The 21,705-nt window shown below is 73.3% G+C and carries 20 protein-coding genes, 2 tRNA genes and 1 riboswitch; of the genes, 11 read left to right on the plus strand and 11 right to left on the minus strand.

Features of this window, described 5'->3' with window-relative positions; translation table 11 throughout:
* Positions 1 to 77 precede the first annotated feature (77 nt).
* The 3 genes from BLS82_RS00580 to BLS82_RS00590 form a co-directional block, all read right to left on the minus strand.
* Positions 78 to 1,325 carry a hypothetical protein gene (locus tag BLS82_RS00580; RefSeq protein WP_092860710.1) on the minus strand — a complete coding sequence of 416 codons (1,248 nt, stop codon included), beginning with the start codon at positions 1,323 to 1,325 and terminating at the stop codon, positions 78 to 80.
* The gene (gene recG, locus BLS82_RS00585; RefSeq protein ID WP_218123403.1) at positions 1,322 to 4,024 is read right to left on the minus strand and encodes an ATP-dependent DNA helicase RecG; all 2,703 of its coding nucleotides are present in this window, start codon (positions 4,022 to 4,024) and stop codon (positions 1,322 to 1,324) included. The genes BLS82_RS00580 and recG overlap by 4 nt, the downstream gene beginning before the upstream one ends.
* A 222-nt stretch (positions 4,025 to 4,246) precedes the next feature.
* Positions 4,247 to 4,319, minus strand: a tRNA-Asn gene (locus tag BLS82_RS00590).
* Between the two features lie 154 nt (positions 4,320 to 4,473).
* On the opposite strand from BLS82_RS00590, the gene BLS82_RS00595 reads away from it, so the two are divergent.
* Positions 4,474 to 4,710, plus strand: coding sequence for an acyl carrier protein (locus tag BLS82_RS00595; protein WP_092860712.1), 237 nt, complete (start codon positions 4,474 to 4,476; stop codon positions 4,708 to 4,710).
* A 99-nt stretch (positions 4,711 to 4,809) separates the two neighbouring features.
* Here the strand turns inward: BLS82_RS00595 and BLS82_RS00600 are convergent, their stop codons facing one another.
* Complete coding sequence (locus BLS82_RS00600; RefSeq protein WP_092860714.1) at positions 4,810 to 5,802, minus strand: SDR family oxidoreductase; 993 nt, start codon at positions 5,800 to 5,802, stop codon at positions 4,810 to 4,812.
* A 51-nt stretch (positions 5,803 to 5,853) separates the two neighbouring features.
* The gene (locus BLS82_RS00605) at positions 5,854 to 8,103 is read right to left on the minus strand and encodes a putative bifunctional diguanylate cyclase/phosphodiesterase (protein ID WP_092860716.1); all 2,250 of its coding nucleotides are present in this window, start codon (positions 8,101 to 8,103) and stop codon (positions 5,854 to 5,856) included.
* A 120-nt stretch (positions 8,104 to 8,223) separates the two neighbouring features.
* On the opposite strand from BLS82_RS00605, the gene BLS82_RS00610 reads away from it, so the two are divergent.
* From BLS82_RS00610 to BLS82_RS00635, 6 genes are all read left to right on the plus strand, one after another.
* Positions 8,224 to 8,297: transfer RNA gene (locus BLS82_RS00610), tRNA-Ile, on the plus strand.
* A 255-nt stretch (positions 8,298 to 8,552) separates the two neighbouring features.
* On the plus strand, positions 8,553 to 10,346 hold the full coding sequence (locus BLS82_RS15120) for a hypothetical protein (protein ID WP_143028689.1): 1,794 nt from the start codon (positions 8,553 to 8,555) through the stop codon (positions 10,344 to 10,346).
* 828 nt (positions 10,347 to 11,174) lie between these two features.
* A complete protein-coding gene (locus BLS82_RS00620; protein ID WP_092860719.1) occupies positions 11,175 to 11,405 on the plus strand; it encodes a ribbon-helix-helix domain-containing protein in 231 nt (76 codons plus the stop codon).
* Complete coding sequence (locus BLS82_RS00625; protein WP_092860720.1) at positions 11,392 to 11,739, plus strand: type II toxin-antitoxin system PemK/MazF family toxin; 348 nt, start codon at positions 11,392 to 11,394, stop codon at positions 11,737 to 11,739. Before BLS82_RS00620 ends, BLS82_RS00625 begins: the two co-directional genes overlap by 14 nt.
* Before the next feature lie 337 nt (positions 11,740 to 12,076).
* Positions 12,077 to 12,373 carry a peptidase inhibitor family I36 protein gene (locus BLS82_RS00630; RefSeq protein WP_255378144.1) on the plus strand — a complete coding sequence of 99 codons (297 nt, stop codon included), beginning with the start codon at positions 12,077 to 12,079 and terminating at the stop codon, positions 12,371 to 12,373.
* Between the two features lie 113 nt (positions 12,374 to 12,486).
* On the plus strand, positions 12,487 to 13,425 hold the full coding sequence (locus tag BLS82_RS00635) for an oxygenase MpaB family protein (RefSeq protein ID WP_176818859.1): 939 nt from the start codon (positions 12,487 to 12,489) through the stop codon (positions 13,423 to 13,425).
* Positions 13,426 to 13,453: 28 nt separating this feature from the next.
* Here BLS82_RS00635 and BLS82_RS00640 read toward each other — a convergent pair whose 3' ends face one another.
* From BLS82_RS00640 to BLS82_RS00650, 3 genes are read right to left on the minus strand one after another with little or no spacing between them, the layout of a single operon-like run.
* Positions 13,454 to 14,479: an NAD(P)-dependent alcohol dehydrogenase gene (locus tag BLS82_RS00640; protein ID WP_092860726.1), complete on the minus strand. Its 1,026-nt coding sequence runs from the start codon at positions 14,477 to 14,479 to the stop codon at positions 13,454 to 13,456.
* Entirely contained in the window at positions 14,476 to 15,306 is an 831-nt protein-coding gene (locus BLS82_RS00645) for an iron-sulfur cluster assembly protein (protein ID WP_092860728.1), read from the minus strand. The genes BLS82_RS00640 and BLS82_RS00645 overlap by 4 nt, the downstream gene beginning before the upstream one ends.
* A 9-nt stretch (positions 15,307 to 15,315) precedes the next feature.
* Entirely contained in the window at positions 15,316 to 16,359 is a 1,044-nt protein-coding gene (locus BLS82_RS00650; RefSeq protein ID WP_092860730.1) for an amidohydrolase family protein, read from the minus strand.
* Positions 16,360 to 16,615: 256 nt separating this feature from the next.
* On the opposite strand from BLS82_RS00650, the gene BLS82_RS00655 reads away from it, so the two are divergent.
* Positions 16,616 to 18,046, plus strand: a complete 1,431-nt coding sequence (locus tag BLS82_RS00655) for an AAA-type ATPase lid domain-containing protein (RefSeq protein ID WP_369811028.1) — start codon at positions 16,616 to 16,618, stop codon at positions 18,044 to 18,046.
* A 7-nt stretch (positions 18,047 to 18,053) separates the two neighbouring features.
* Here the strand turns inward: BLS82_RS00655 and BLS82_RS00660 are convergent, their stop codons facing one another.
* A complete protein-coding gene (locus tag BLS82_RS00660) occupies positions 18,054 to 18,902 on the minus strand; it encodes an oxidoreductase (protein WP_092860732.1) in 849 nt (282 codons plus the stop codon).
* A 152-nt stretch (positions 18,903 to 19,054) separates the two neighbouring features.
* Positions 19,055 to 19,121: riboswitch (guanidine-III (ykkC-III) riboswitch) on the plus strand.
* 9 nt (positions 19,122 to 19,130) lie between these two features.
* Between BLS82_RS00660 and BLS82_RS00665 the strand changes: the two genes are divergently transcribed.
* Entirely contained in the window at positions 19,131 to 19,445 is a 315-nt protein-coding gene (locus BLS82_RS00665) for a DMT family transporter (RefSeq protein WP_092860734.1), read from the plus strand.
* 41 nt (positions 19,446 to 19,486) lie between these two features.
* Positions 19,487 to 19,732, plus strand: a complete 246-nt coding sequence (locus tag BLS82_RS00670; RefSeq protein WP_218123406.1) for a hypothetical protein — start codon at positions 19,487 to 19,489, stop codon at positions 19,730 to 19,732.
* Between the two features lie 43 nt (positions 19,733 to 19,775).
* Here the strand turns inward: BLS82_RS00670 and BLS82_RS00675 are convergent, their stop codons facing one another.
* Positions 19,776 to 20,504: a glutamine amidotransferase gene (locus BLS82_RS00675; protein ID WP_092860738.1), complete on the minus strand. Its 729-nt coding sequence runs from the start codon at positions 20,502 to 20,504 to the stop codon at positions 19,776 to 19,778.
* A 51-nt stretch (positions 20,505 to 20,555) separates the two neighbouring features.
* Positions 20,556 to 20,783, minus strand: a complete 228-nt coding sequence (locus tag BLS82_RS00680) for a hypothetical protein (protein WP_092860740.1) — start codon at positions 20,781 to 20,783, stop codon at positions 20,556 to 20,558.
* A 104-nt stretch (positions 20,784 to 20,887) separates the two neighbouring features.
* Here BLS82_RS00680 and BLS82_RS00685 point away from each other — a divergent pair, with 104 nt between their 5' ends.
* Entirely contained in the window at positions 20,888 to 21,703 is an 816-nt protein-coding gene (locus BLS82_RS00685; RefSeq protein ID WP_092860742.1) for an alpha/beta fold hydrolase, read from the plus strand.
* The last annotated feature ends 2 nt before the right edge of the window (positions 21,704 to 21,705 follow it).

The raw sequence follows: 21,705 nt of genomic DNA on the forward strand, positions 1-21,705 counted from the left end.
CGCTCCTTCGGGGTCGTCGGGCCGGGCCTGGGTCGAGGGTCGGGTCGGCGTCGCTCCAGAGTCTGCTCCAGACCCGGTCAGCCCGGTGGCGCCTCGGGCCGGTTCGCGGGCGGGCGGGCGGAGGTGCGGGCGGGGCTCGGTGTCACGCGCGTGCGGTACGAGCGGGCCAGCCACATCAGATAGTCCTCGGACCCGTCGGGCAGGTTCGCCAGCAGGGCCTCGTTGAGCGCCTCGGCGCCGGTGGAGACGGCCTTGGCGGCGAGGTCGACGGCGTACTGGGCGAAGGGCTCCTGCAGGTGCGGCCCGGGCGTCTCCGCCGACAGCAGGGCGGCGATGCGCCGCACCTCCGCGAGCGCGCCGCCGTCGTCGCCGTCCCGCGCGTCGGCGAGGGGCTCGCTGACGCGGGCCTCGACCTTGAGGATCGTCTCCGCCGTGGTGGGCCGCAGGTAGGTGACGACGACCTCGTCGGCGGCCGCCGCCCGGCGCAGCGGCGCGACGGCCTCGTCGAGCCGGTCGGCGACGGCGCGCACGTGCGGCGTGGCGTCGTCGCGGGCGCTGACGTGGACGTCGGCGAGCTCGTCGGCGGGGCGGGGGCGCAGCATCTCCCCGGGCCCGAGGACCTGGGCGGCGACGAACCGGTCGCCGCCGGGCAGGTCGAGGCCGTGGGCGCGCAGGTAGCGCTCGGAGAAGGCGGTGGAGGAGTCCGCCTTCGGCAGGGCGACGACCTCGCCGGGCGCGGTGCGCCGGTCGGGGTCGGCGAGGGCCGCGAGCGCGTCGACGACCTCGTCGGTGACCAGGTCGGCCGCGGCCTGCGCGACGGCGGGCGAGCGGGCGGACAGCGCGGTGGACAGCGCGATCACCGGCGTGCCGTGGGAGCCGTCGAGCAGGCGCAGGTCGTGCTGCAGGGAGGCGATCAGGCACAGCTCGAGGCCGGCCATGGCCGCCGCGAGCAGCCTGTCGTTGTCGGACTCGTGGGTGCGCACCGCCGCCCAGTGCCGCTGCCCGAGCGGCAGGTGGGCGGCGGAGGTCATGCCCTCCGCGGAGGCGGCGACGGCGACCATGAGGTCGGCGGCGTACAGGTGCTCGCGCACGGAGCCGCCGTCGACGGCGGCGATGCTCGCGCTGGGGAGCACCGCGGCGCTGCGGGAGAGGAAGGGCTCGATCTCCCCGGCCTGCAGCAGCCGCTGGCGCAGGGGGGCGCGGCGGCTGGCCACGGGCGCCAGCAGCCGGTGCGCCTCGCGCGCGAGGGGCTCGGCCTGGGCGATGAGGTCCTGCAGCATCGCGGCCGTCAGGGGCGGGCGGGGCCCGACCGGCAGCTCGCTCACGACTTCGCCAGCCAGGCGGCGAGCTCCGGGCCCAGGGCGGTGTGGACCTCCGCGCGCAGCCCGGGCCGGCGCGCCAGGGTCGGATCGGCGTCCAGCAGGGCGGTCGCCTCCTCCCGGGCGGTGAGGACGAGGGGGAGGTCGCGGCGCAGGTCGGCCACGCGCAGGTCGCTCTCGCCGGACTGGCGGGCGCCGAAGACGGAGCCGGCGCCGCGCAGGTCCAGGTCGACCTCGGAGAGGTGGAAGCCGTCGGTGGACCCCACGAGGGCGTGCATGCGCGCGACCGCGTCGGCCGAGCCGGCGCGGCCGGTCAGGACGCACGTGGAGGCGTGGCGGCCGCGGCCGACGCGCCCGCGGATCTGGTGCAGCTGCGCGATGCCGAAGCGGGGCGCGTCGAGGACGACCATGACGGTGGCGTTGGGCACGTCGACGCCGACCTCGATCACGGTGGTCGCCACGAGCACGTCCAGCTCGCCGACGGCGAAGGCGGCCATGGTGGCCTCGCGCTCGGTGCGGTCCTGGCGCCCGTGCACCAGGCCGACGCGCAGGCCGGCCAGGGCGCCGTGCTGCAGGGCCTCGTGGGCCTCGGTCGCCGACTGCGCGGCGATCTTCTCGTTGTCCTCCACCAGGGAGGCGACGACGTACGCCTGCCGCCCGGCCCCGACCTGCTCGCGCACGAGCCGCCAGGGCCCGGCGTCGGCGTCGTCCAGGTCGAGGGTCTCGGGCAGCCAGGAGGTGGCGATGGGAGTGCGGCCGGGCGGCAGCTCGTCGAGGACGGAGACGTCGAGGTCGCCGAAGACGGTCAGGGCGGCGGTGCGCGGGATCGGCGTGGCGGTCATGACGAGCGTGTCCGGCACGCCGGAGCGGCCCTTGGCGCGCAGGGTGGCGCGCTGCTCGACGCCGAAGCGGTGCTGCTCGTCGACGACGACGACGCCGAGGTCGGCGAAGTCCACGCCCTGCGTCAGCAGCGCGTGGGTGCCGACGACGAGGTCGGTGCTGCCGTCGGCCAGGCCGGCGAGGATGCGTCGCCGGTCCGCGGCCTTGGTCTTGCTGGCTAGCAGCTCGACGACGAGGGGGCGCCCGTCGGGGTGCTGCACGGCCAGCAGCCGGCTCGCCAGCTCCCGGTGCAGCTGGGTGGCGAGGATCTCCGTGGGCGCCATGAGCGCGCCCTGGTAGCCGCCCTCGACCGCGGCGAGCAGCACCGTCGCGGCGACGAGGGTCTTGCCCGAGCCGACGTCGCCCTGCAGCAGGCGGTGCATGGGGTGGGGCCGGGTCAGGTCCGCGGTGATCTGCGCGAGCGCGCGCTGCTGGGCGCCGGTGAGGGCGAAGGGCAGCTGGGCGAGCAGCTGGCCGGTCAGGGCGCCGCTGGGGCGGTGGGCGACGCCGGTCTCGGCGGCGGTCGCGTGCCGGCGCAGGCCCAGGGCCAGCTGCATGCGCAGCAGCTCGTCGAAGGCGAGGCGCTCGCGGGCGCGCCCGGCCGCCTCGACGCTGTCGGGCCGGTGCACCTGCTGGTAGGCCTCCCGGCGCGCCAGCAGGTCGTGGCGCTCGCGGACGTCGCCGGGCAGGGGGTCGGCGAGGTCGCCGAGGCGGCGCGCGGCCTCCATGGCAGCCCCGTGCAGGTCCCACGTGCTCACCTGCGCCTTGGCGGACTGCGGGTAGACGGGCACGACGAGCGCGGTGTCGCCGCCGAGGCGGTCCATGACGGGGTTGGTCATCTGCACCTGCCCGCGCCCGCCGCGGCCGGTCCACAGGTCGACCCTGCCCCACAGGGAGACCTCGTCGCCGACGCGGAAGCGGTGCGGGATCCACGGGGCCTGGAAGAACGTGACCTCCAGGGTGCCCGTGCCGTCCGCGACGGCGACCCGCACCAGGCGGCGGGTGCGGTCGTACTGCCCGATCCGGGAGATGGTGGCGATCAGGCCGGCGTCCGTGCCGACGAGGTCGCGCAGGCCCCGCACCGGCGTGGCGGTGGAGCGGTCGAGGTAGCGGCGGGGGACGAGCATCAGCAGGTCGTAGACGCTGCGCACGCCGGTCTCGGCGAGGCGGGCGGCCAGGGACGGCGTCCTGCCGCGGGCGCGCTGGGCGCGCACGGCGTGCAGCTCCTGCACGGGCACCCCGCGCAGGCCGTCGATGGTGCCGTCGTAGTCGAAGGGCGCGTAGCGGGCCGCGGCGGCGGCGCGCACGTCGGGGTGGACGAGCAGGCCGTGGGCCTCGGCGAAGGCGATCACGTCCTCGACGCGGTCCAGGGACGCGCGCCAGCACTGCGCGGCGCCGTCCCAGGTGGCCGCGGTGCGCCGCTTGACGTCGTCCTGCAGCGCGGCGGTGTGCTCGAAGCGCACCTCCACCCGTTCGCCGGCGAGGACGACGTCCGGCACGGGCTCGCTGTCGGCGGCCTCGCGCAGCGCCGCGCGGGCGGCCTCGTCGATCTCGGGCCGCTGGCCCGTCAGGGCGCCGCGCAGGGCCAGGGCGCAGCGGCGGGTGAGCGGGAAGCGCCAGGCGCCGGTGCTCGTCCACGCGGCCCCGGGCAGGTCGCGCAGGCGCTCGCGCAGCGGGTGGAACGCGGGGGCGCTGACCAGCACGCCGCCGTCCTCCAGGGCGACGACCACGCGCTCGAGCGTCGCCTCGGGCGGCGCCTCGGCCGGTGCCTCGGCCGGCGGCGCGCTACCGCGCGTGCGGGGGTCGAACAGCGCTCCCTGGCTCACCCGCTCCCCTCCCCGCGACAGCGACCGGCTCGTGGGCGCACACGCTACGAGGCTCCTCCGACAGCGCCGTCCCCGGAGGGCGAGCGGGCGCGCTCCGGAGCCGGCGAGCACCTGGAGGACGAGCACGCGGGCGACGAGCGCCAGGGCAAGGGGCGGCTCCGCGTCGGCGGTGAGCGCGGGAACGGGGGCAGTGGAGCCGGCTCGACGCCCGTCCGGGAGGTGCTCCCGCACTTGGACTCGAACCAAGAACCTGCCGGTTAACAGCCGGCTGCTCTGCCAATTGAGCTATGCGGGATCGCGCGCCTGCGCGGCGACGCGGTGCCGCCAGACTAGCAGCCGCCCCTCGACGCTCCGCGCACGTGCGTGGGCGCGTCGGATCGGGGTAGGTCGCGCGAGCCGGTCCACCGGGGCCGGCGCTGCGGACGATCTGCACGAGCACAGGAGGCACCATGGCCACGGGAGAGACCGGCTTCACCGACGTCGAGTTCGACCTGATCTCGGTGCAGTACCACTCCCTGAAGGCGGGGCACGACTACGGCCAGTACGTGCGCGACGCCGAGAACGCGGGCCGCGACGACATCGCCAGCTTCTTCCGCGAGGTGATGCAGCAGGACTCGGAGCGCGCGCACCGCTGCCACCAGTACCTCGGCGAGATCATGAGCGCCAAGGGCGGGCAGCCGGGCTGACGCAGCCCGCAGTGTTCCCGAGGTCCGTCGCCCCGGCAGCGCCCGCCCGCCAGGGTCGGCGCCGCCGGGGCGACGCCGCGTCCGGGCCCGGCGGGGGCGTCAGCGCACCCGGTGGGTCTCGACGAGGTGGTCCATGACGGCGTCCAGGTGCTCGTCGACACGCTGGCGGGCCGGGTCCTGGTCGAACCAGTCGACGATCTCCCGCGCTCCCCGCTCGAAGGGGACCGTGGCGACGAAGTCCGGGACGACGCTGCGCACCTTGGTGTTGTCGAAGACCATCGAGTGCGCCTTGTCCCCGAGCAGGCCGGCGCCCCACTCGGCGTCCGCGGCGGCGACGGCGTCCGAGGGCACGTGCACGATCCGCGGCTGCACGCCCAGGGCCGCCGCGAGCGCGTGCGCGATCTGGTCCCACGTCAGCACGTCGTCACCGGTGATGTGGAAGGCCTCCCCCAGCGTGCGGGGGGAGGCCAGCAGCGGCACGAAGCCGCGCGCGAAGTCGGTGTGGTGCGTGAGGGTCCACAGCGAGGTGCCGTCGCCGTGGACGACGACCTCCCTGCCGGCGCGCATGCGCGCCGGCACCGTCCACCCGCCGTCGAAGGGGACCAGGGTGCGGTCGTAGGTGTGCGAGGGCCGCACGATCGTGGCCGGGAAGCCGGTGTCGCGGTAGGCGTCGACGAGCAGCTGCTCGCAGGCGATCTTGTCGCGGGAGTACTGCCAGAACGGGTTGCGCAGCGGCGTCGACTCCGTCACCGGGATCCGCGACGGCGGCGTCTGGTACGCCGAGGCGGAGCTGATGAAGACGTACTGGCCGGTGCGGCCGCGGAAGAGGTCGAGGTCGGCCCGGACGTGGTCGGGGGTGAAGGCGACCCAGTCGACGACGGCGTCGAACTCGGCGTCGCCCAGCGCCTCGCGCACGGACGCCGGGTCGCGCACGTCGGCGCGGTGCGGCGTGGCGCCCTGCGGCAGCGGCCGGGTGGTCGACTCCCCGCGGTTGAGCACGTGCAGGTCGAGGCCGCGCTCCACCGCCAGGGCCGAGCAGGCCGAGCTGATGATGCCGCTGCCGCCGATGAAGAGGACCGTCAGCGCTCCCACGCCCGGCACCCTAGGGGCGGGAGGCGGCGGCAGCCCGTCGGAGCGGGCGCGTCACCTCGGCGCCAGCGGGACGTCGGGCAGCGGGCGGCCGAGGAGGAAGCCCTGGGCGCGGGGGCAGCCGTGCTCGCGCAGGAAGTCCCACTGCGCCTGCGTCTCGACGCCCTCGGCGGTGACCTCGAGGTCGAGCTCGGCGGCCATGCTCAGGATCGCGCGGACGATGCTGGCCGCCCGCGGGTCGGTGGGCAGGGCGGTGATGAACGTGCGGTCGATCTTCACCCCGGCCAGGGGCATGTCGGCCAGGTAGCTGAAGGAGGAGTAGCCGGTGCCGAAGTCGTCGAGGACCAGGTGCACCCCGGCTCCGGTCAGCTCCCCCAGGGCGGCTGCGGTCGCGTCGGCGTGCAGCACCTGGGTCTCGGTGATCTCCAGCTCCAGGCGGTCGGCCGGCAGCCCCACCTCCTCCAGCACGTGCAGGACGCCGTTGGCGTAGCCGGGGTGGCGCAGCTCGACGGCGCTGACGTTGACCGCGACCCGGGAGCTTGCGGCGGAGGCGGGCCACCGCGTCGCCGCCTGGCAGGCCTGGTGCAGCACGGAGCGGCCCAGGCGCGTGATCAGGCCGCTGTCCTCGGCGGTCGCGATGAAGTCCTCCGCGGCCGCCGGCCGCCCGTCCGGCGGCGTCCACCGCGCCAGTGCCTCGGCGGCGACGACGCGGCGGTCCGGCAGCGCCACGATCGGCTGGAACACCACCGCGACCTCGTCGCGGTCCACGGAGCGGCGCAGGGCGCTCTCCCGGGTCTGCACGGTGATCGCGTCCGCGTGCATCTGCGCGTCGAAGGGCACGTGCCGGCCGCGCCCTCCGGCCTTCGCGCGGTGCAGGGCGACGTCCGCGCGGTGCAGCGCCTCCTCGACCGTGACCGTCGGCGAGGACGTCAGCGTGGACGTCGGGACGAACGTCAGCGCGGACGCCAGCGCGGACGTCGCGGAGGCGTCCAGGGAGGTGCTGCCGATGCTCGCGCTCACGTGCACCGCCCCGGCCGGGGTCTCGACGGGTGCGTCCAGGGCGGCCAGCACGCGGGCGGCGGCGGCGCTGATCTCGTCGGGGCCGTGCGCGTCGTCGAGCAGGATCGCGAACTCGTCGCCCCCGAGCCGGGCGACGGTGTCGCCCGTGCGGGTCGCAGAGCGCATCCGCTGCGCGACCTCCACGAGCACGGCGTCGCCGGCGCGGTGCCCGAGGCTGTCGTTGATCTGCTTGAACCGGTCCAGGTCCACGAACAGCAGCGCGCCGCCGCGCGACCGCGCGCCGTCCTCGCCCTGCGACGGTGAGCGCCGCGCCAGCGCCTGGCTCAGGCGGTCGGTGAGCAGGGTCCGGTTCGCCAGCCGGGTCAGCGGGTCGGCCAGCGCCGCCTGCCGGTGCGCCTCGGCGTCGGCCTGGCGCTGGCTGACCGCGGCTCCCAGCAGCACCCCGAGCAGGGTGAGGGTGACCAGGCCGAACTGCAGCACGAAGCCGCCCTGGCCGGCCACGTCCCCGCCGGTGAGGGCGACGGCGCCGACGTTGGTGACGAGCACCGCCACCGTCGCGGGCACGAACCCGCCGCGCAGCGCGATCCAGATCAGCGGCACGTAGACGAGGTAGCTGTAGTCCAGGGAGGCGCCGCTGCCCGCGAACGCGATCCACACCGCCACGGCCAGCAGGAGCACCTGCGCGGCCTGCTCCACGTGGCTCACCGGCCCCGACGCCCTCGCCGACAGGTCCGGACGGGCGTCCGCGGCGCGCGGCCAGCGCCGGGCCGCGACCAGCAGCACCGGCGCGAGCATGCCCACACCGGTCGCCGACCCGGCCCAGTACCCCGCCAGCCCCGTGAAGACGTCGGTGGGCTCCACCACGCCGGCGCCGGTGAGGAACCACAGCTGCACCACGGCCATCGGCAGGGGCGCCGCCAGGCACATCACCACCACGAACCACGTGACGTCCCGCAGGGTCGGCAGCCGGGGGTCCACCCACAGCCGGCGGGTCAGCAGCGCCGCGCCCGCCGTGTAGCCGCCCGCCGTTACCACGGCCAGGGTCGCGACCTGCCACCAGGACAGCCCGGCCGGCACGACCAGCGCCCACTGGACGACGGTCGCCAGCACGAGCGCCGGAGCCCACCGCAACCCCAGGAGGAGGAGCAGCACGACGTCCAGCGCCGCCGGCGGGAACCACAGCGACACCCCGGGAGCGACCTGCAGGTGCGAGGCGACCCAGGCCAGGCCCGTCCACGCGGCCAGGTACAGCACCAGGACGAGGGCTGCTCCGCGTCGGGACACGACTGGTCATGGGACCACAACTGGGCTCCACGCGCAGTGCCGCGCGAGTGACCCGGGCACGTCCCACCCCACGCCGGGCCGACCGGCGCGGCGGTGGCACACTCGCAGGCCGAACGCTTCGGGGCGGTAGCTCAGCCGGTCAGAGCAGGGGACTCATAATCCCCGGGTCGTGGGTTCGAGCCCCACCCGCCCCACCGCGCGTGATACTACTTGGATTGATGCTAGTCGCCGGGTGTTTAATAGGGGCACAGTGACCTCGCTGAACGAGGACTGCAGTACGCCAGAGTTCACGGTGGTAGTCAAAGTTCCACGGATATGCCTGACCGATTGTCAGGAGTGGCCTGATCCGGTAAATGCTTGCTCCGTGCCCAGGGCTGCTCCGGTGATTAGCACCGCCACGAAATCCCGCTTCGTCGAAGACCGCTTGAAGGTCACACCTGGAGTTTGCATTGACGAACAGCCTCATCAGTTATCTCGACTACAAGCTTGGCCTTCCTCTTGTAGGGCCCGAGCGAAGTCGCACTTTAACGCCCCACCTTGATGCTTACCGCGCATGGACCTGCATCGAGTGGTCGGGCGCCATTCGGCGAGCACGCAACATTGTTGTGAAAGCGCTCAAAACTGCGTTTAGGGAGCAGGCTGAGGGTGCGTACGTTGATCCGGTCGAGGCGGGCCAGCGCCTTTCAATTGCTCGGGACCATATTGGTCAAGCTATCTGTCGAGCCATCGGCGGCTGCAATAGTGGGCAAGTTTTGTTGCGTCTTCGTAGCATACCTCCTGAGGTTTGGGCTGGCGGCGCCGTGGCTCCTCAAGCCTGGGACCACACCCGCGCACGTGCCGAGGCAGCAGTTTTACGCTGGACCGATCCGCATTCCTCTCGCGAACCCACTGCTCCAGCGCTCCTTCTCGCTGCAGCTCTGGGGCTCCATGACCGAAACATCATGGTTCTCGCTGGACGGACCGCGGTACATACACGCCTGCGCATCGTTGACGGCATCCCTCAGGATGAGAGTTCGCTTGACGAAGAAAGTGCTTTGTTCCTCTTCGACAGGCGGGCCGCTGGCGCGGATTTCTCGATCAGTCCTTTCACTGGTATCCGTACCTTTACCCTTAGTGCTCACGGCGGTACACCTGACGTAAGTGTTCCGAAACATGGGATGCTCACATCACAATGGGAAGACCCTAGCAATCCAGTGTTCGCAGAAGACGCATACTCAGCGATCCGCTTTATTTTTCGCGCCTGCCCATTTCTCGTAGAAGCCTGGCCCGCCATGCCGGAATTTAGATCTACCGGAGGCAGCTTCGCAGGCATAACAGCAGCGCAGAGCAATGACATGGAGGATGTCCTAGCGCTGATGTTAGCGTTACGAGTGGCGCATATTGCATACTCTCGACTCGCCTCTTCACCTGATCCCTTTTTTACTTTAAACCTCTTACACCACTATGGCCTGATAGGCGAGGTGGAAACCACTTTTCGTGCCGCTGAAGAGTCCGAGAGAGCGGATACTGATAGCCAACTAGGTCGCCGACTGAATTCAGCCACCGACTACACTGGACGCCTATTCGATGTAGCGCGATGGTCCAACAGGTGCGATCACCCCGCGCCGCTTGTACCCATGGGGGATTACTACGCCATCAACATGAGCGCCACTTTCGATAGGCTGGTTGAACTCATGTCTTCTGTCTTGCCGAATGGAGATCCGGGAGCCTTGCGAGGGCGTTCATTCGAAGACGAAGTTCAGACGGCGATTGAAGGTGTTACTGAGGTTCCTGACAGCATGAAGCGGTGCCGGCGACTTCAGATCAAGCGGCAAGATAACTCCTTCGTAACGGATATCGACGCCGTGGCTCCTATCGAAGGCGGGGCACTTCTCGTAGATGCAAAAAGTTATAGATGGAGCGCGCGGTACACCCACTACGATCATGCGGCAGTTCGCGAGGTGGCTAGCAAGGTCGCGCGTAATGCAGACGTCTGGGCCGGCAAAGTCGCGGAGCTCGCCGCCACCCGCCGCTTTAAAAATTGTGACTTCTCTGGATGGGGCGACTTGGTGCCTGTCGTATGCGTTCCTCAGGCTCCCCATCTGAAGTGGGAGCTAGCCACCCGATTAGCTGACGAACATTTGTCGATACCGCTCATCGTAACGCCTGTTGAGTTGAAAAATTGGCTTGCCACACGGACTACACCTGCTGCTTTCAGCGATGTGTACAGTTGGAGGACCGGAAGAGGAGCCGTGCAGCAGTAGCAAGCCGAGTTGGCGTGCATACTGCTCGACTTGCAGGCCGATCAGCGGCCATCCGCAAGCCATAACTGGCGCGAGGTACTGATGCAGCAAGTTCGCTGCGGCTATCGGACGACGAGCGTTCCTATTTGCTGCAGCTACCCAAATCACGACCCAGCGGCGCCCGCAGGCACCCCGCCCAGAGCGCCTGCGCTCGGTCCTGACCTACGCTGGCGAGTCCCTGCCAAACGTGCCGGCCCTCGCCTACGTCTTGGGTTGGCAAGCAGGCTTGTCGGCCCGGAACACGATGGTGTCCGCGGCCCTTCACGCGATCTGCCAACTGGCGCCGTAGGAGCGAAGTCGGATGCGCCTGACACTCCCTGCGCCCGCCCGCCACGAACGCTTCGTCGGCTAAAAGCTTATGGCCGCCGAGGTGGTGACTTGGCTGTGGACGAGCGCAGCCTCCTGCTATTCACGCTCATCGTGATCCAGGCTGCAGCGGGAGTCTGGACCCGCCGGTTCACGGGAGAGCTGGGGCCGTCGCCGCTGCAGTGGCTCGCCGCCGAGCAGGTCCGCCGGGCACGCCAACTCCTGGAGGACATCTGTCCGTCGATCGAGCAGGTCGCCCCGCGGAGCGGGTTGGGGACGGGCCTTCCTGCCCGGGGCACCCCTGCTGGCTCGGTCCCGTGGGCGGCGAGACCCGTGAGGAGCCCTCCGATCGTCGACGCGGACGCCGATGGAGATCCGACCCGGAGCACATGACGAGCGCGGGCTCGGTCTGATCGCCGATCGTCGCCCGCTCGAGCTCGCTCTGGGGACGGACGCGTGGTGGCACCGCGGCAGCATCCCGGTGTGAAGCTCAGCGTGAGCCTGTCCGAGGAGGACGTGGCCATCCTCGACGAGTACGCCCGCACCGCCGGCCTGCCTTCACGCTCGGCGGCGCTGCAGCAGGCCGTGCGCCGGCTCCGCCACGTCGACCTGGAGCAGGACTACGCCGCGGCCTTCGCCGAGTGGAGCGCTTCCGGAGAGCGCGCGGCCTGGGAGGCAGCTGCTGGAGACGGGCTGGACGATGCGGCGCGGTGACGTGCGCCTGGTCGACCTCGAGCCCGCGCGCGGCAGCGAGGCCGACGAGCGCCGACCGGCGGTGGTGGTCAGCAACGACGACGCCAACGCCGCGGCCGCCCGCTTCGGGAGAGGGGTCGTGACCGTCGTGCCGCTGACGAGCAGCACCGCACGCGTGTGGCCCTTCCAAGTGCTCCTGAGCGCTGAGGACACCGGCCTGGACCAGGACTCCAAGGCTCAGGCCGAGCAGGTGCGCTCGGTGGCCGTGGAGCGCGTCGGAGCTCCCCTGGCGCGCTTGAGCAGCCGGTCCATGGCCGCCGTGGACGAGGCGCTGCGCCTGCACGCGGACCTCTGAGGCCGGATCGACGCCGTCGACGACCCGCGTCGGCACCCCTCCGGCATCGGCGACCTCGCCCGATCGAGATCCAAGCCCTTCACACCGCCGCTACCGCTGCGGCAAGATCACCACGTCCGACATGTCCCGAACTCGGATCGGGCTCCCCGAGCTGCGTGGTGGGTCGTGTGACAGGCTCGCTCGGATCCGTCCGTCCGTCGAGGGAACACCGATGTGGAACGGGAAGGTGATCATGTTCTCTGCAGTGAACAGCAGCTTTCGTCGGGTCGCCGTAGCAGCGCTAGCGGGGTTCGGCCTGGGCATGGCCGGCCTGGCCACGGCCGCTCCGGCGTCTGCTATGAGCGCGACCGACTGCACCCTCTACTTCGACAGGCTGTGCCTGTACACGGGGACCGGTTTCAGCGGAGGTGGTCTCGTGCTCACCGAGATCGGAGGGGCTAGGAGCAGCTGCAGAGCGCTGCCTGGGCGGATGAACGACCAGACGTCGTCGATCATCAACAACAGCGGACGCAGCATCACCTTCTTCGCGAGGGGCGACTGCACGGATGCCGTCTGGGCGTTGGGGCCGGGCCAGTCCGTGGCAGAGCTCCCCGCCTTCGCCAACAAGACGATATCGGCCGTCATCGTCCGCTGACGGCGACGAACCGGTTGGTGACGCCGCCCGTCAGCCGGCTCCCGTCGTCACCTCCGACGGCGGGAGCGGGCGGCGCGATGGCGCGTCTCCCATGCGCGCTCGACAGTGGAGCCATGGGGTCGGCGCGGTCCGAGGACGGCGGAGGGCTGCTCCGCTACCTGGCCTCGCTGTTCCCTCCCTCACCGGCGCCCGGCACCCCCGGGGACCCGGGCCTGTTCGGTCCGGGGTCGCAGGCCTGGCGGATCGCCCGCGAGCGGGCGCTGCTGGCCGCGGGCCCGGCGGCGCTGCTGATGCAGCTGGCGCATCCCCTGGTCAGCGCCGGCGTCACCGAGCACAGCGCCTTCTCCGCCGATCCGCTGCACCGGTTGCGCGCGACCCTGGACGCCACCGTCACGGTGGTCTTCGGCGACCGCGACCAGGCGCGGGCCGCGGCGGCCCGGGTGGGGCGGCGGCACCGGCCGGTCACCGGACGCACCACGGCCGCGGTCGGGACCTTCCCGCAGGGCACGCCCTACCGCGCGAACGACCCCGCCCTGGCGCTGTGGGTGCACGCCGCCCTGCTGTGGTCCGCCCTGGAGCTCGTCGACGGCTTCGTCACCCGCCTGCGGCCCGGGGAGCGCACGGCGTACGTGCGCGAGATGGCGCAGTTCGGACGGCTGTTCGGCGTGCCTGAGGAGGTGCAGCTGCGCGCCTGGGACGACCTCGACGCCTACGTGCGCGCCATGGTCGACGGCGGAACGGTGGCGGTGGGTCCGCAGGCCCGCGCGCTGGCGCAGGAGATCCTCACCGGCGCCAGCGCGGGGCTCCGGCCGCCGCTGGACGCCGTGGTGCGCGCCGCGGCCAGGGTGCTCGCCGCCGGGCTGCTGCCGCCGCGGCTGCGGGCCGCCTACGGCCTGGCCTGGGGCCGGCGGGAGCGGGGCGCCTTCGCCGCCGTCCGCCTGGCCACGAGGCTCGCCCTGCCCCTGGTCCCGCCGCACCTGCGGTACTGGCCCCACCACGAGGTCGCCCGGCGCCGCCTCCGGGACGGCTCACCGCGGCCCGAGGAGCCGTGACGGCTCCTCGGGCCGAGGCGAAGCCGGGTCAGGGGACGAGGATGGCGCGGCCGCGCACGCGGCCGGCCCCGAGGTCCTCGATCGCCCGGGCGAAGTCGTCGAGGGGGTACTGCACGGTGTGCAGGGTGACCTTCTGCTGCGCGGCGAGCGCCATGAGGGCGACCAGGTCCGGATAGGAGCCGACGAGGTTGCCGATGATGTTGATCTCGCTGGAGATCAGGTCGATGGTCGGCACGTCGATGTTCTCCCCGTAGCCGACGACGTGGTAGTCACCGGCCCGCCGGGTCATCCGCAGGCCCTCGCTGGTCGAGCCGCCCTCGCCGACGAAGTCGATGACCTGCTCGGCGCCGGCCCCGCCGGTGAGCTGCAGGACCTGCTCGACGTGGTCGCCGTCGGCGACGACGCCGTGGTGCGCGCCGATGTCGAGCGCGAGCTTGACCGCGTCGGCGTTGCGGTCGACGACGACGATCTCCGCCGGGGAGAGCGCGGCCATCACCTGGATGCCGATGTGCCCGAGCCCGCCGGCGCCGATGAGCACCGCCCGGTCGCCCGGGTGCAGGCGGCGGGCCGCCTTCGCCACCGCGTGGTACGCCGTCAGCCCGGCGTCGGCCAGCGCGGCGACGTCCGCGGGCTCGAGGGAGTCGTCGATGCGCACCACGCTGCGCGCGGAGGTCTTCAGCAGCTCGGCGTACCCGCCGTCGGTGTCGATGCCCGGGAACTTCGAGCTCTCGCAGTGCACGTCGTCCCCGGAGCGGCACGCGCGGCACAGCCCGCAGGTGATCAGGGGGTGCAGGATGACCTTGTCGCCCTCGGCGACGTTGGTCACCGCGCTGCCGACCGCCTCGACCCAGCCGGCGTTCTCGTGCCCGATCGTGTACGGCAGGGCGACGCCGGACTTCTCCGCCCACTGCCCCTCGAGGATGTGCAGATCGGTGCGGCACACGCCGGCGCCGCCGATCCTGACGACGACGTCGTGCGGGCCGGTGATCTGCGGGGCCGGCACGTCGTCCATCTGCAGCGGGGAGTGGTAGTCGACGACGCGGACGGCCTTCATCGGTGTCCCTTCGAGACGGCGAGCGGGAGGAGCGGGCGGTCGCGGCCGTCGTCGTCGGTGCGGGGCACCTGGTCGGCCTTCGAGCCGGGGTAGCGGGTGGTCAGCAGGCCGCGGCAGAAGTGGGCGTTGCCGTCGACGGAGACGCGCACCGACCGGGCCCGGCGCAGCCACAGGGCGGCGTGCTCGCGGTCGGGGCGCCGTCCGTCGTGCTCGACCAGCACCGGGGCGTCGGGGCCGACGGGCAGGCCGAGGGCGGCGCGGCGACGCAGCAGCCCCTCGGTGGTCGCCTCCGCGGCCGGCAGGTCGCCGAGGGTGAGCCCGTGGACGTCCTCGAGCGTCGGGTCGGCGCGCAGCAGGGCCGTGACGGCCCGGTCGACCGCCGCGAGGTGCGCCTTGCGGCGGAAGGTCGCGCGCAGCTCGTCGAGGGAGTCCTCGGCCTCGGACCCGAAGGTGCCGCGGTAGCCGACCCCGGCGGCGAGCCCGCGGTTGATCAGGTCCGAGTCGTGGTGGTCGTCGAGCTCGACGACCACGCGCTCGACGCCGGGGACGGCGGCCACCGCCTCCTGGGCGTCGGAGGCCATCAGCCAGGCGAAGTTGGGCGAGCAGAAGGACGTCGGCAGGCGCAGGTGCACCTCGACGGCGGCTCCGGAGCCGGCCGCTGAGCCGGCCTCGAGCACGGCGACGGAGCGGACGAAGCCCACGTCGGTGATCGGCTCGTCGAGCTCGGGGTCGACCACGGTGGCGAGCGCGGCGCGGACCTCGGCGTGCAGGTGCTCGCGGACGTCGGCGCGGACGTCGGCGCCGCGCCCGGTCAGGACGGCGGTCATCGGCGCGCCTCAGACCGTCGCGAGGTCGGCGGCGCCGGGCTGGCGCGGGCCCGTGGCGGTCTCGTCCGCGTCGGGCAGCTGCAGCTCGGCCGGGACCGGCAGGTCGTACAGCTTCGCGGCGTTCAGGCTCAGCACCTTCTTCTTCACCGCGGTGGACAGCGGGGCGTACTCGGCCATGTCCTCGGGGATCTGGAAGTCGACGAACCGCTCGACCAGCCACTTCGGCGTCCACAGCGCGTAGTCGCTGGAGAAGAGGATCCGGTCCTCGCCCAGCCAGTAGACGAGCTCGCCGATGATCTGCGCGAAGTAGCGCGGCCGGGTGTGGATGAACGGCATCGCCACGGCCAGGCCCGCGTGCACGTTGGGCTCCTGCGTGGCGATCCAGCAGAAGTCCTCCAGCCGCGGCAGGCCGCAGTGCTCGACGACGAAGGTCAGGTCCGTGAAGTCGGTGGCCGCGTGGTCGACGTCGGCGACGTCGAAGGCGTCGCGGTCCAGCGGGCGGATCGTCGGGCCCTTGTGGACGTGGATGTTCTTGATGCCGAGCTCGCGGCAGGCCTCGAAGTAGCGGTAGGCCATCGGGTCGGTGAGCTTCCACCCGCGGGAGTCCCCGTGCCAGTCGGCGGTGTAGAGCTTCACGCCCTTCAGCCCGAAGCGCTCGGCGTCGCGGCGCAGCCGCTCCAGACCCTCCTCCCCGTCGCGGGGGTCCCAGTAGTGGTTGTACGTCAGCTCGTCGGGGTGGGCCTGGGCGAGCGCGAACGCCTCCTCGGTCTGGCCGAAGCCCGAGCGGTAGAACTCCGCGAGCCGGGCCGGCTGGAAGATCGCGTGGTCGACGATGCCGTCGGCGAACACGTCGCGCAGCAGCCGCTCGCCGCCCTGGTAGAGGTAGTCCTCGTACGTCCACACCTCGGCCTCGGGGCTGAGGTTGCGGTGGTAGTCGTAGAAGCAGTCGATGAACTGCTTCCCGTGGATGCTGCGCTGGTTCTCCGGTCGCGCGTCCCACAGCGCGATGTGGGCGTCCACGACGTAGTAGCTCTCGCCGTCCTTGGTGTACATCCCGGCCTCCGTCGGCTGGTGGGGTGGCGGTTCCGCTCCTGGCCGGGAACGCTAACCAGGCCCTCGCCGGCGGCACAGGCGCTCGCTGTCTCACTCTGAGACGCCGCTCGCGTACGCTCGGCGGGTCGCACGTCGCCGCAGACGTGCGTGCCGTCGCCACGGCGGGCGCGTGGCAGCGCCTCGGCCGAGGAGGTGTCGAGTGGACCCGCGCCGGGAGGACCCGCGCCGCGAGGACCCGGGCGCGCCGCGGCAGGCTCTGCGCGCCGGCCGCTCCGCGGCGCTGCGGCTGCGGGCGTCGTGGCACCGCAGCCAGGACTACGGCCTGACGCCGGACGGGATGGCGCCCGCGTTCACCGGGTCCCTGGACACCGGGTCGCTGCTGTACGAGTGCGCGCACCGGGTGCTGGCCGACCTGCAGTCGACCATCGCCGGCGAGCCGGTCAGCCTCCTGGTGGCCGACTCCGACGGGCTGGTCCTCGCCCGGCTGGGCGAGGACCGCGGCATCCGGCGGTCGCTGGACTCGGTGCACCTCGCGCCCGGCTTCTACTACACCGAGCGCAACGCCGGCACCAACGGCCTCGGGCTGTCCCTGGCCGACCGAGCGCCCTCCCTGGTGCGCGCGGCCGAGCACTACTGCACCGCGCTGCGCGGCTACACCTGCGCGGCGGCCCCCGTGCTGGACCCGGTCAGCGGTGACCTGGCGGGCAGCATCAACCTCACCACGTGGTCGGAGTCCTCCTCCGAGCTCCTCCTCGGCCTGGCGCAGACGGCGGCGAGCGCCACCAGCGCGCTCATGCTCGCCCGCTCCGGCGGGCGGACGCTGCGCCCGGCGCCCCGCGGGGAGGTCGTGCGCGTCCTCGCCGGGCGCCCGGCCGGCGAGGACGGCGATCCCTGCACCTCGCCTCGGTGGCGCGCCGCGGTGGCCGACGCCGCCGCCGCCGCCGGGCAGGTGCTCGCGGTCGTCGGCGAGCCGGGAGCGGGCAGGTCCACGCTCGCCGCCTCCGCCGCCCGGCGCGCCGCGCCGCGCCAGCGGCTCCTGCACGCGCGCACCCCCGCGACCGGCGGCGTCGCCGCCTGGCTGGACCTGTGGATCCCCGAGCTGCACGACGCCGGCACCTGCGTCGTCGTCTCCGGGCTGCAGCACCTGCCGGCGTGGGCGGCCGGGGAGCTGGCGCAGGTGCTGACCGGCGTGCGCCGCACCGGCCGGCCCCAGCCGTTCGTGCTCGCCGCCTCCGACTACGCGGCGCTGCCCGCGCCGCTCGCCCGCCTCGTCGACGCCGTCGTCGAGGCACCGCCGCTGCGGCACCGGACCGAGGACGTCCTGCCGCTCGCGGGGTGGTTCGCCCGCCAGGAGCGCCACCGCGCGATCCCGGTGACCCCGCGCGCCGCCCGCGCCCTGACCGCGTGCTCGTGGCCGGGCAACGTCGCGCAGCTGCGCCGCGTGGTGCGCGACGCCGTCGCCCGCGCCGACGTCGTCGACGTCCAGCACCTGGCGCCCGAGGTCCTCGACGGCGGCACCCGCCCCCTCAGCCGGCTGGAGCGGCTGGAGCGGGACGAGATCGTGCGCTGCCTGACGGAGCCCTCCACCACGATCACGCGCGTCGCCGAGGAGCTCGGCATCGGGCGCGCGACCCTGTACCGCAAGATCGCCCAGTACAAGATCGCGGTGCCGCCCCGGTCGACCTGACGACGGGTCAGCTGCCGGTGTCGGCGCTGGCGTCGAAGTCGGTGCTGGCGCTGAGCTCGCGCCACGCCTCCAGCTCGGCGCGCTGCGCGTCGAGGACGCCGGTCAACGCCGTCAGCGCGTCGGTGCCCAGCAGGAGCAGCGACGGCGGCTGCGGGGAGGCCACCGCGGTGATGATGGCCTGCGCCGCCTTGGCGGGGTCCCCCGGCTGGGTGCCGTGGACGGTGTCGTTCTCCTTGCGCCGCGGGCCCGCGGTCTGCGCGTAGTCGGCGATCGGCCGGGGCGAGCGGGGCAGGGAGCGGCCGGCGAAGTCGGTGCGGAACCCGCCGGGCTCGACCACCACGACGGCGATCCCCAGCGGCGCCAGCTCCGCGCGCAGCGAGCCCGACAGGCCCTCCAGCGCCGCCTTGCTCGCGGCGTAGTAGCCCGAGCCGGGCGGGCAGATCCGCGCGCCGATGGAGGAGATGTTGACGATCGCCCCGCTGCGCCGCTCCCGCATGCCCGGCAGCACGGCCTTGGTCAGCGCGACCGCGCCGAAGAAGTTCGTCGCGAACAGCCGCTGGACGTCGGCGTCCTCGCCCTCCTCCACGGCGGCGCGGTAGCCGTACCCGGCGTTGTTGACCAGGACGTCGACGCCGCCGAAGCGCTCCTGCGCCGAGCGCACCGCCGCGCTCACCTGCGCCGGGTCGGTCACGTCGAGGGCCACGGGCAGGGCCGTGTCGGGGTGCGCCTGCGCGAGGTCGGCCACCGCCGCGGCGTCGCGGGCGGTGACGACCGCGCGCTCGCCGCGGGCGAGGACGGCCTCGGCCAGGGAGCGGCCGAGGCCGGTGGAGCAGCCGGTGATGAGCCAGGTCGACATGTCGTCCTTCCCTGCCCCCAGCGGGGCGTGTCGTGGTCCAGCGGTGCGGTACCCCGTCCGCCCGCTCCTGCCACCCGCTCCTGCCACCCGGTCGGCGCCGGCCGTGCCGTCGAGGACGCGTTGCCCCCGCAGACCCGGTGTGGGACGTTGAGGACGAGCCCGGGAGGAGGGCTCCCGGACGAGGGGTGCCGTACCCGGTGCGCGACGAGACGGCCCGGAGAGGTCGTCGTGTCCTGGTTCGTCCTGGTGGTCTCCGGCGTGCTGGAGGCGGTGTGGGCCACCGCCCTGGACAGGTCCGCCGGGTTCAGCCGCCTCGGTGCGACGGCGGTGTTCCTCTCCGCCCTGGTCCTGAGCATGGCGGGGCTGGCGTACGCGATGCGCGAGCTGCCCGTGGGCACCGCCTACGCGGTGTGGGTGGGGATCGGCGCGGTGCTCACCATCGGGTACGCGATCGCCACGGGGCAGGAGCCGGTGTCGGCGCTGAAGGTCCTCTTCCTCGTCATGATCGTCGGCGGTGTGGTCGGGCTCAAGCTCGTCCACTGAGAGCGGGCCCGGCTCGCTGTGCTCCGTGGCACACTCGAGGGGTGAGCCCTCGCGCAGTGCCCGGCCGACGCGTCCTCCCGACGAGCCCGTTCAAGGCTCCCGCGGTGGAGCAGGTGGTCTACGCCGTCGGCGACTGGGTCACCAGCGACCGCCACGGCCTGGGCCGGGTGATCAGCGTCGAGGCCGCGCACGACGACGTCCCGGCCAGGGTGCTGGTGGACTACCGCGGCGGCAACGTGCGCTGGCTGACCAGCCCGGGCACCACCCTGACCGGGCTGGCCGACTGAGCAGGCTCCTGCTGGCTGAGCCGACCGAGCAGGCCCTCGCGGCTCAGGCGTAGCGGGCGACGAAGTTCGCCAGCACCCGCCCCGGCTCGGTGACCACCGCGGGCGTCAGGCGCCCGACGAGCTCCTCGACCTGGCTCGGCGGGAAGTAGCCGGCGTGCTGGTAGACGCGCACCCGCGTGAGGATGCCGGGCACGTCGAGCTCGGGGTGGAACTGCGTGGCGTACACGTTGCGGCCCACCCGGAACATCTGCACCGGGCAGGCCGGTGACGTCGCCAGCAGCACGGCGCTGCGCGGCAGCACCCGGCACGCCTCCTTGTGCCCGACGAAGGCGTCGAAGACCTCCGGCACGCCGTCCAGCAGCGGGTCGGCGCGCCCCTCGGGGGTCAGCCGGATCGCGGTGCAGGAGATCGGCTCGGCGTAGGTGGTGTCGATGACGCCGCCCTGGTGCACGCCCAGGGTCCCGATGCCGTAGCAGGCCCCCAGGAAGGGCAGGTCGCGGGCGACGACCTCGTCGAGCACCCGCGACAGCTCGGCCTCGACCCGGCGCTGCACCGCGGACTTCGTCTCCGGCGGGTCGCTGGAGTTGAACGGGCCGCCCCCGACGATGACGCCCGCGTAGTCGTCGAGGTCGAGGTCGGGCAGCGGGGCCGCCTCCATGCGGATGCGGCGCAGCTCGTGCTCGGCGAGGCCGGTGGCCCTCAGGATCGCGGCGTGCTCCTCGTCCGCGGCGACGTCCTCGGCCCGCGAGGCCAGCAGCAGGAACGGCCTCACCCGGCCGATGCTACGTCGAGCGGCCGCGACGGCGTGCGCCCGGGCAGCGGCTCAGCCCCCGTCGGTCAGCGCGAGGTCGACGCCCACGGCGAGCACCGCGAGGAGCGCCAGCAGCAGCAGCACGAGCCCCAGCGGGTGCCGCCGGTGCTCCTGCACCCGCGAGCGCAGCCGGTGCCCTCGCGCGGGGAGCGCGATGCCCGCGGCACCCGCGGCACCTCGGACGGCGGGCACCGGGCCGCCGCTGCGGGCCGCGGTCGGGTCGGGCTGGTCCTCGGGCACCGCGGCAGGATGGGACCCTCCGGCCGGCCGCCGCTACGGGCGCGGGGCCGGTGCCCGCCGTCCGGGCGCCCCGGACCACCCGGACGGAGGCACAGCCTTCCAGGGTGGACGTCCTGGCGCGCAACAACGTGCGGCTGACCGGCCGCCGCGGCGGCGCGCCGGTGGTCTTCGCGCACGGGTTCGGCTGCGACCAGGGCGTGTGGCGCGCGGTCGCCCCGGCGTTCGAGGACGAGCACCGCGTCGTCCTGCTCGACCTCGTCGGCGCGGGAGGCTCGGACCTGTCCGCGTACGACCCCGGCCGCCACGGCCGCCTGGAGGGGTACGCCGAGGACGTCCTGGAGGTCCTCGACGCCCTCGACCTCGGCCCGGTCGTCTTCGTCGGGCACTCCGTCAGCGCCATGATCGGGGTGCTGGCCTCCGCCGTCCGCCCGGAGCGGTTCTCCTCGCTCGTGCTGCTGTGCCCCAGCCCCTGCTACGTCGACGACGACGGCTACCGCGGCGGCTTCGCGCAGGCCGAGATCGACGAGCTGCTGCAGACGCTGGACGACACCTACCTCGGCTGGTCCGCGCACATCGCCCCGGTGATCATGGGCCATCCGGAGCGGCCCGAGCTGGCCGGGGAGCTGACGAGCAGCTTCTGCCGCACCGACCCCGCGATCGCCCGGCGCTTCGCGCGCACCACCTTCCTCTCCGACAACCGCGCCGACCTGGAGCGCGTGCGCACCCCCTCCCTGGTGCTGCAGTGCCGCGAGGACGTCATCGCTCCTCCGGAGGTCGGGCGCTACGTCCACGAGCACCTGGCCGGCAGCGAGCTGGTGGTCCTCGACGCCACCGGGCACTGCCCCAACCTCAGCGCTCCCGAGCAGGTCGTCGCCACCGTCCGCCGGTACCTGGGCGAGCGGGCGCACCGGGCCGGGTGAGC

The sequence above is a fragment of the Quadrisphaera sp. DSM 44207 genome, from assembly GCF_900101335.1.
Lineage (GTDB): Bacteria > Actinomycetota > Actinomycetes > Actinomycetales > Quadrisphaeraceae > DSM-44207.

Excerpts from the sequence above, each read along its gene's own strand:
- BLS82_RS00595 (WP_092860712.1), top strand. The coding sequence starts at position 4,474 with ATGGCCACGGGAGAGACCGGCTTCACCGACGTCGAGTTCGACCTGATC.
- BLS82_RS00635 (WP_176818859.1), top strand. The coding sequence starts at position 12,487 with ATGGGGTCGGCGCGGTCCGAGGACGGCGGAGGGCTGCTCCGCTACCTG.
- BLS82_RS00625 (WP_092860720.1), top strand. The coding sequence starts at position 11,392 with ATGCGGCGCGGTGACGTGCGCCTGGTCGACCTCGAGCCCGCGCGCGGC.
- BLS82_RS00630 (WP_255378144.1), top strand. The coding sequence starts at position 12,077 with ATGAGCGCGACCGACTGCACCCTCTACTTCGACAGGCTGTGCCTGTAC.
- BLS82_RS00645 (WP_092860728.1), bottom strand. The coding sequence starts at position 15,306 with ATGACCGCCGTCCTGACCGGGCGCGGCGCCGACGTCCGCGCCGACGTC.
- BLS82_RS00640 (WP_092860726.1), bottom strand. The coding sequence starts at position 14,479 with ATGAAGGCCGTCCGCGTCGTCGACTACCACTCCCCGCTGCAGATGGAC.
- BLS82_RS00660 (WP_092860732.1), bottom strand. The coding sequence starts at position 18,902 with ATGTCGACCTGGCTCATCACCGGCTGCTCCACCGGCCTCGGCCGCTCC.
- BLS82_RS00650 (WP_092860730.1), bottom strand. The coding sequence starts at position 16,359 with ATGTACACCAAGGACGGCGAGAGCTACTACGTCGTGGACGCCCACATC.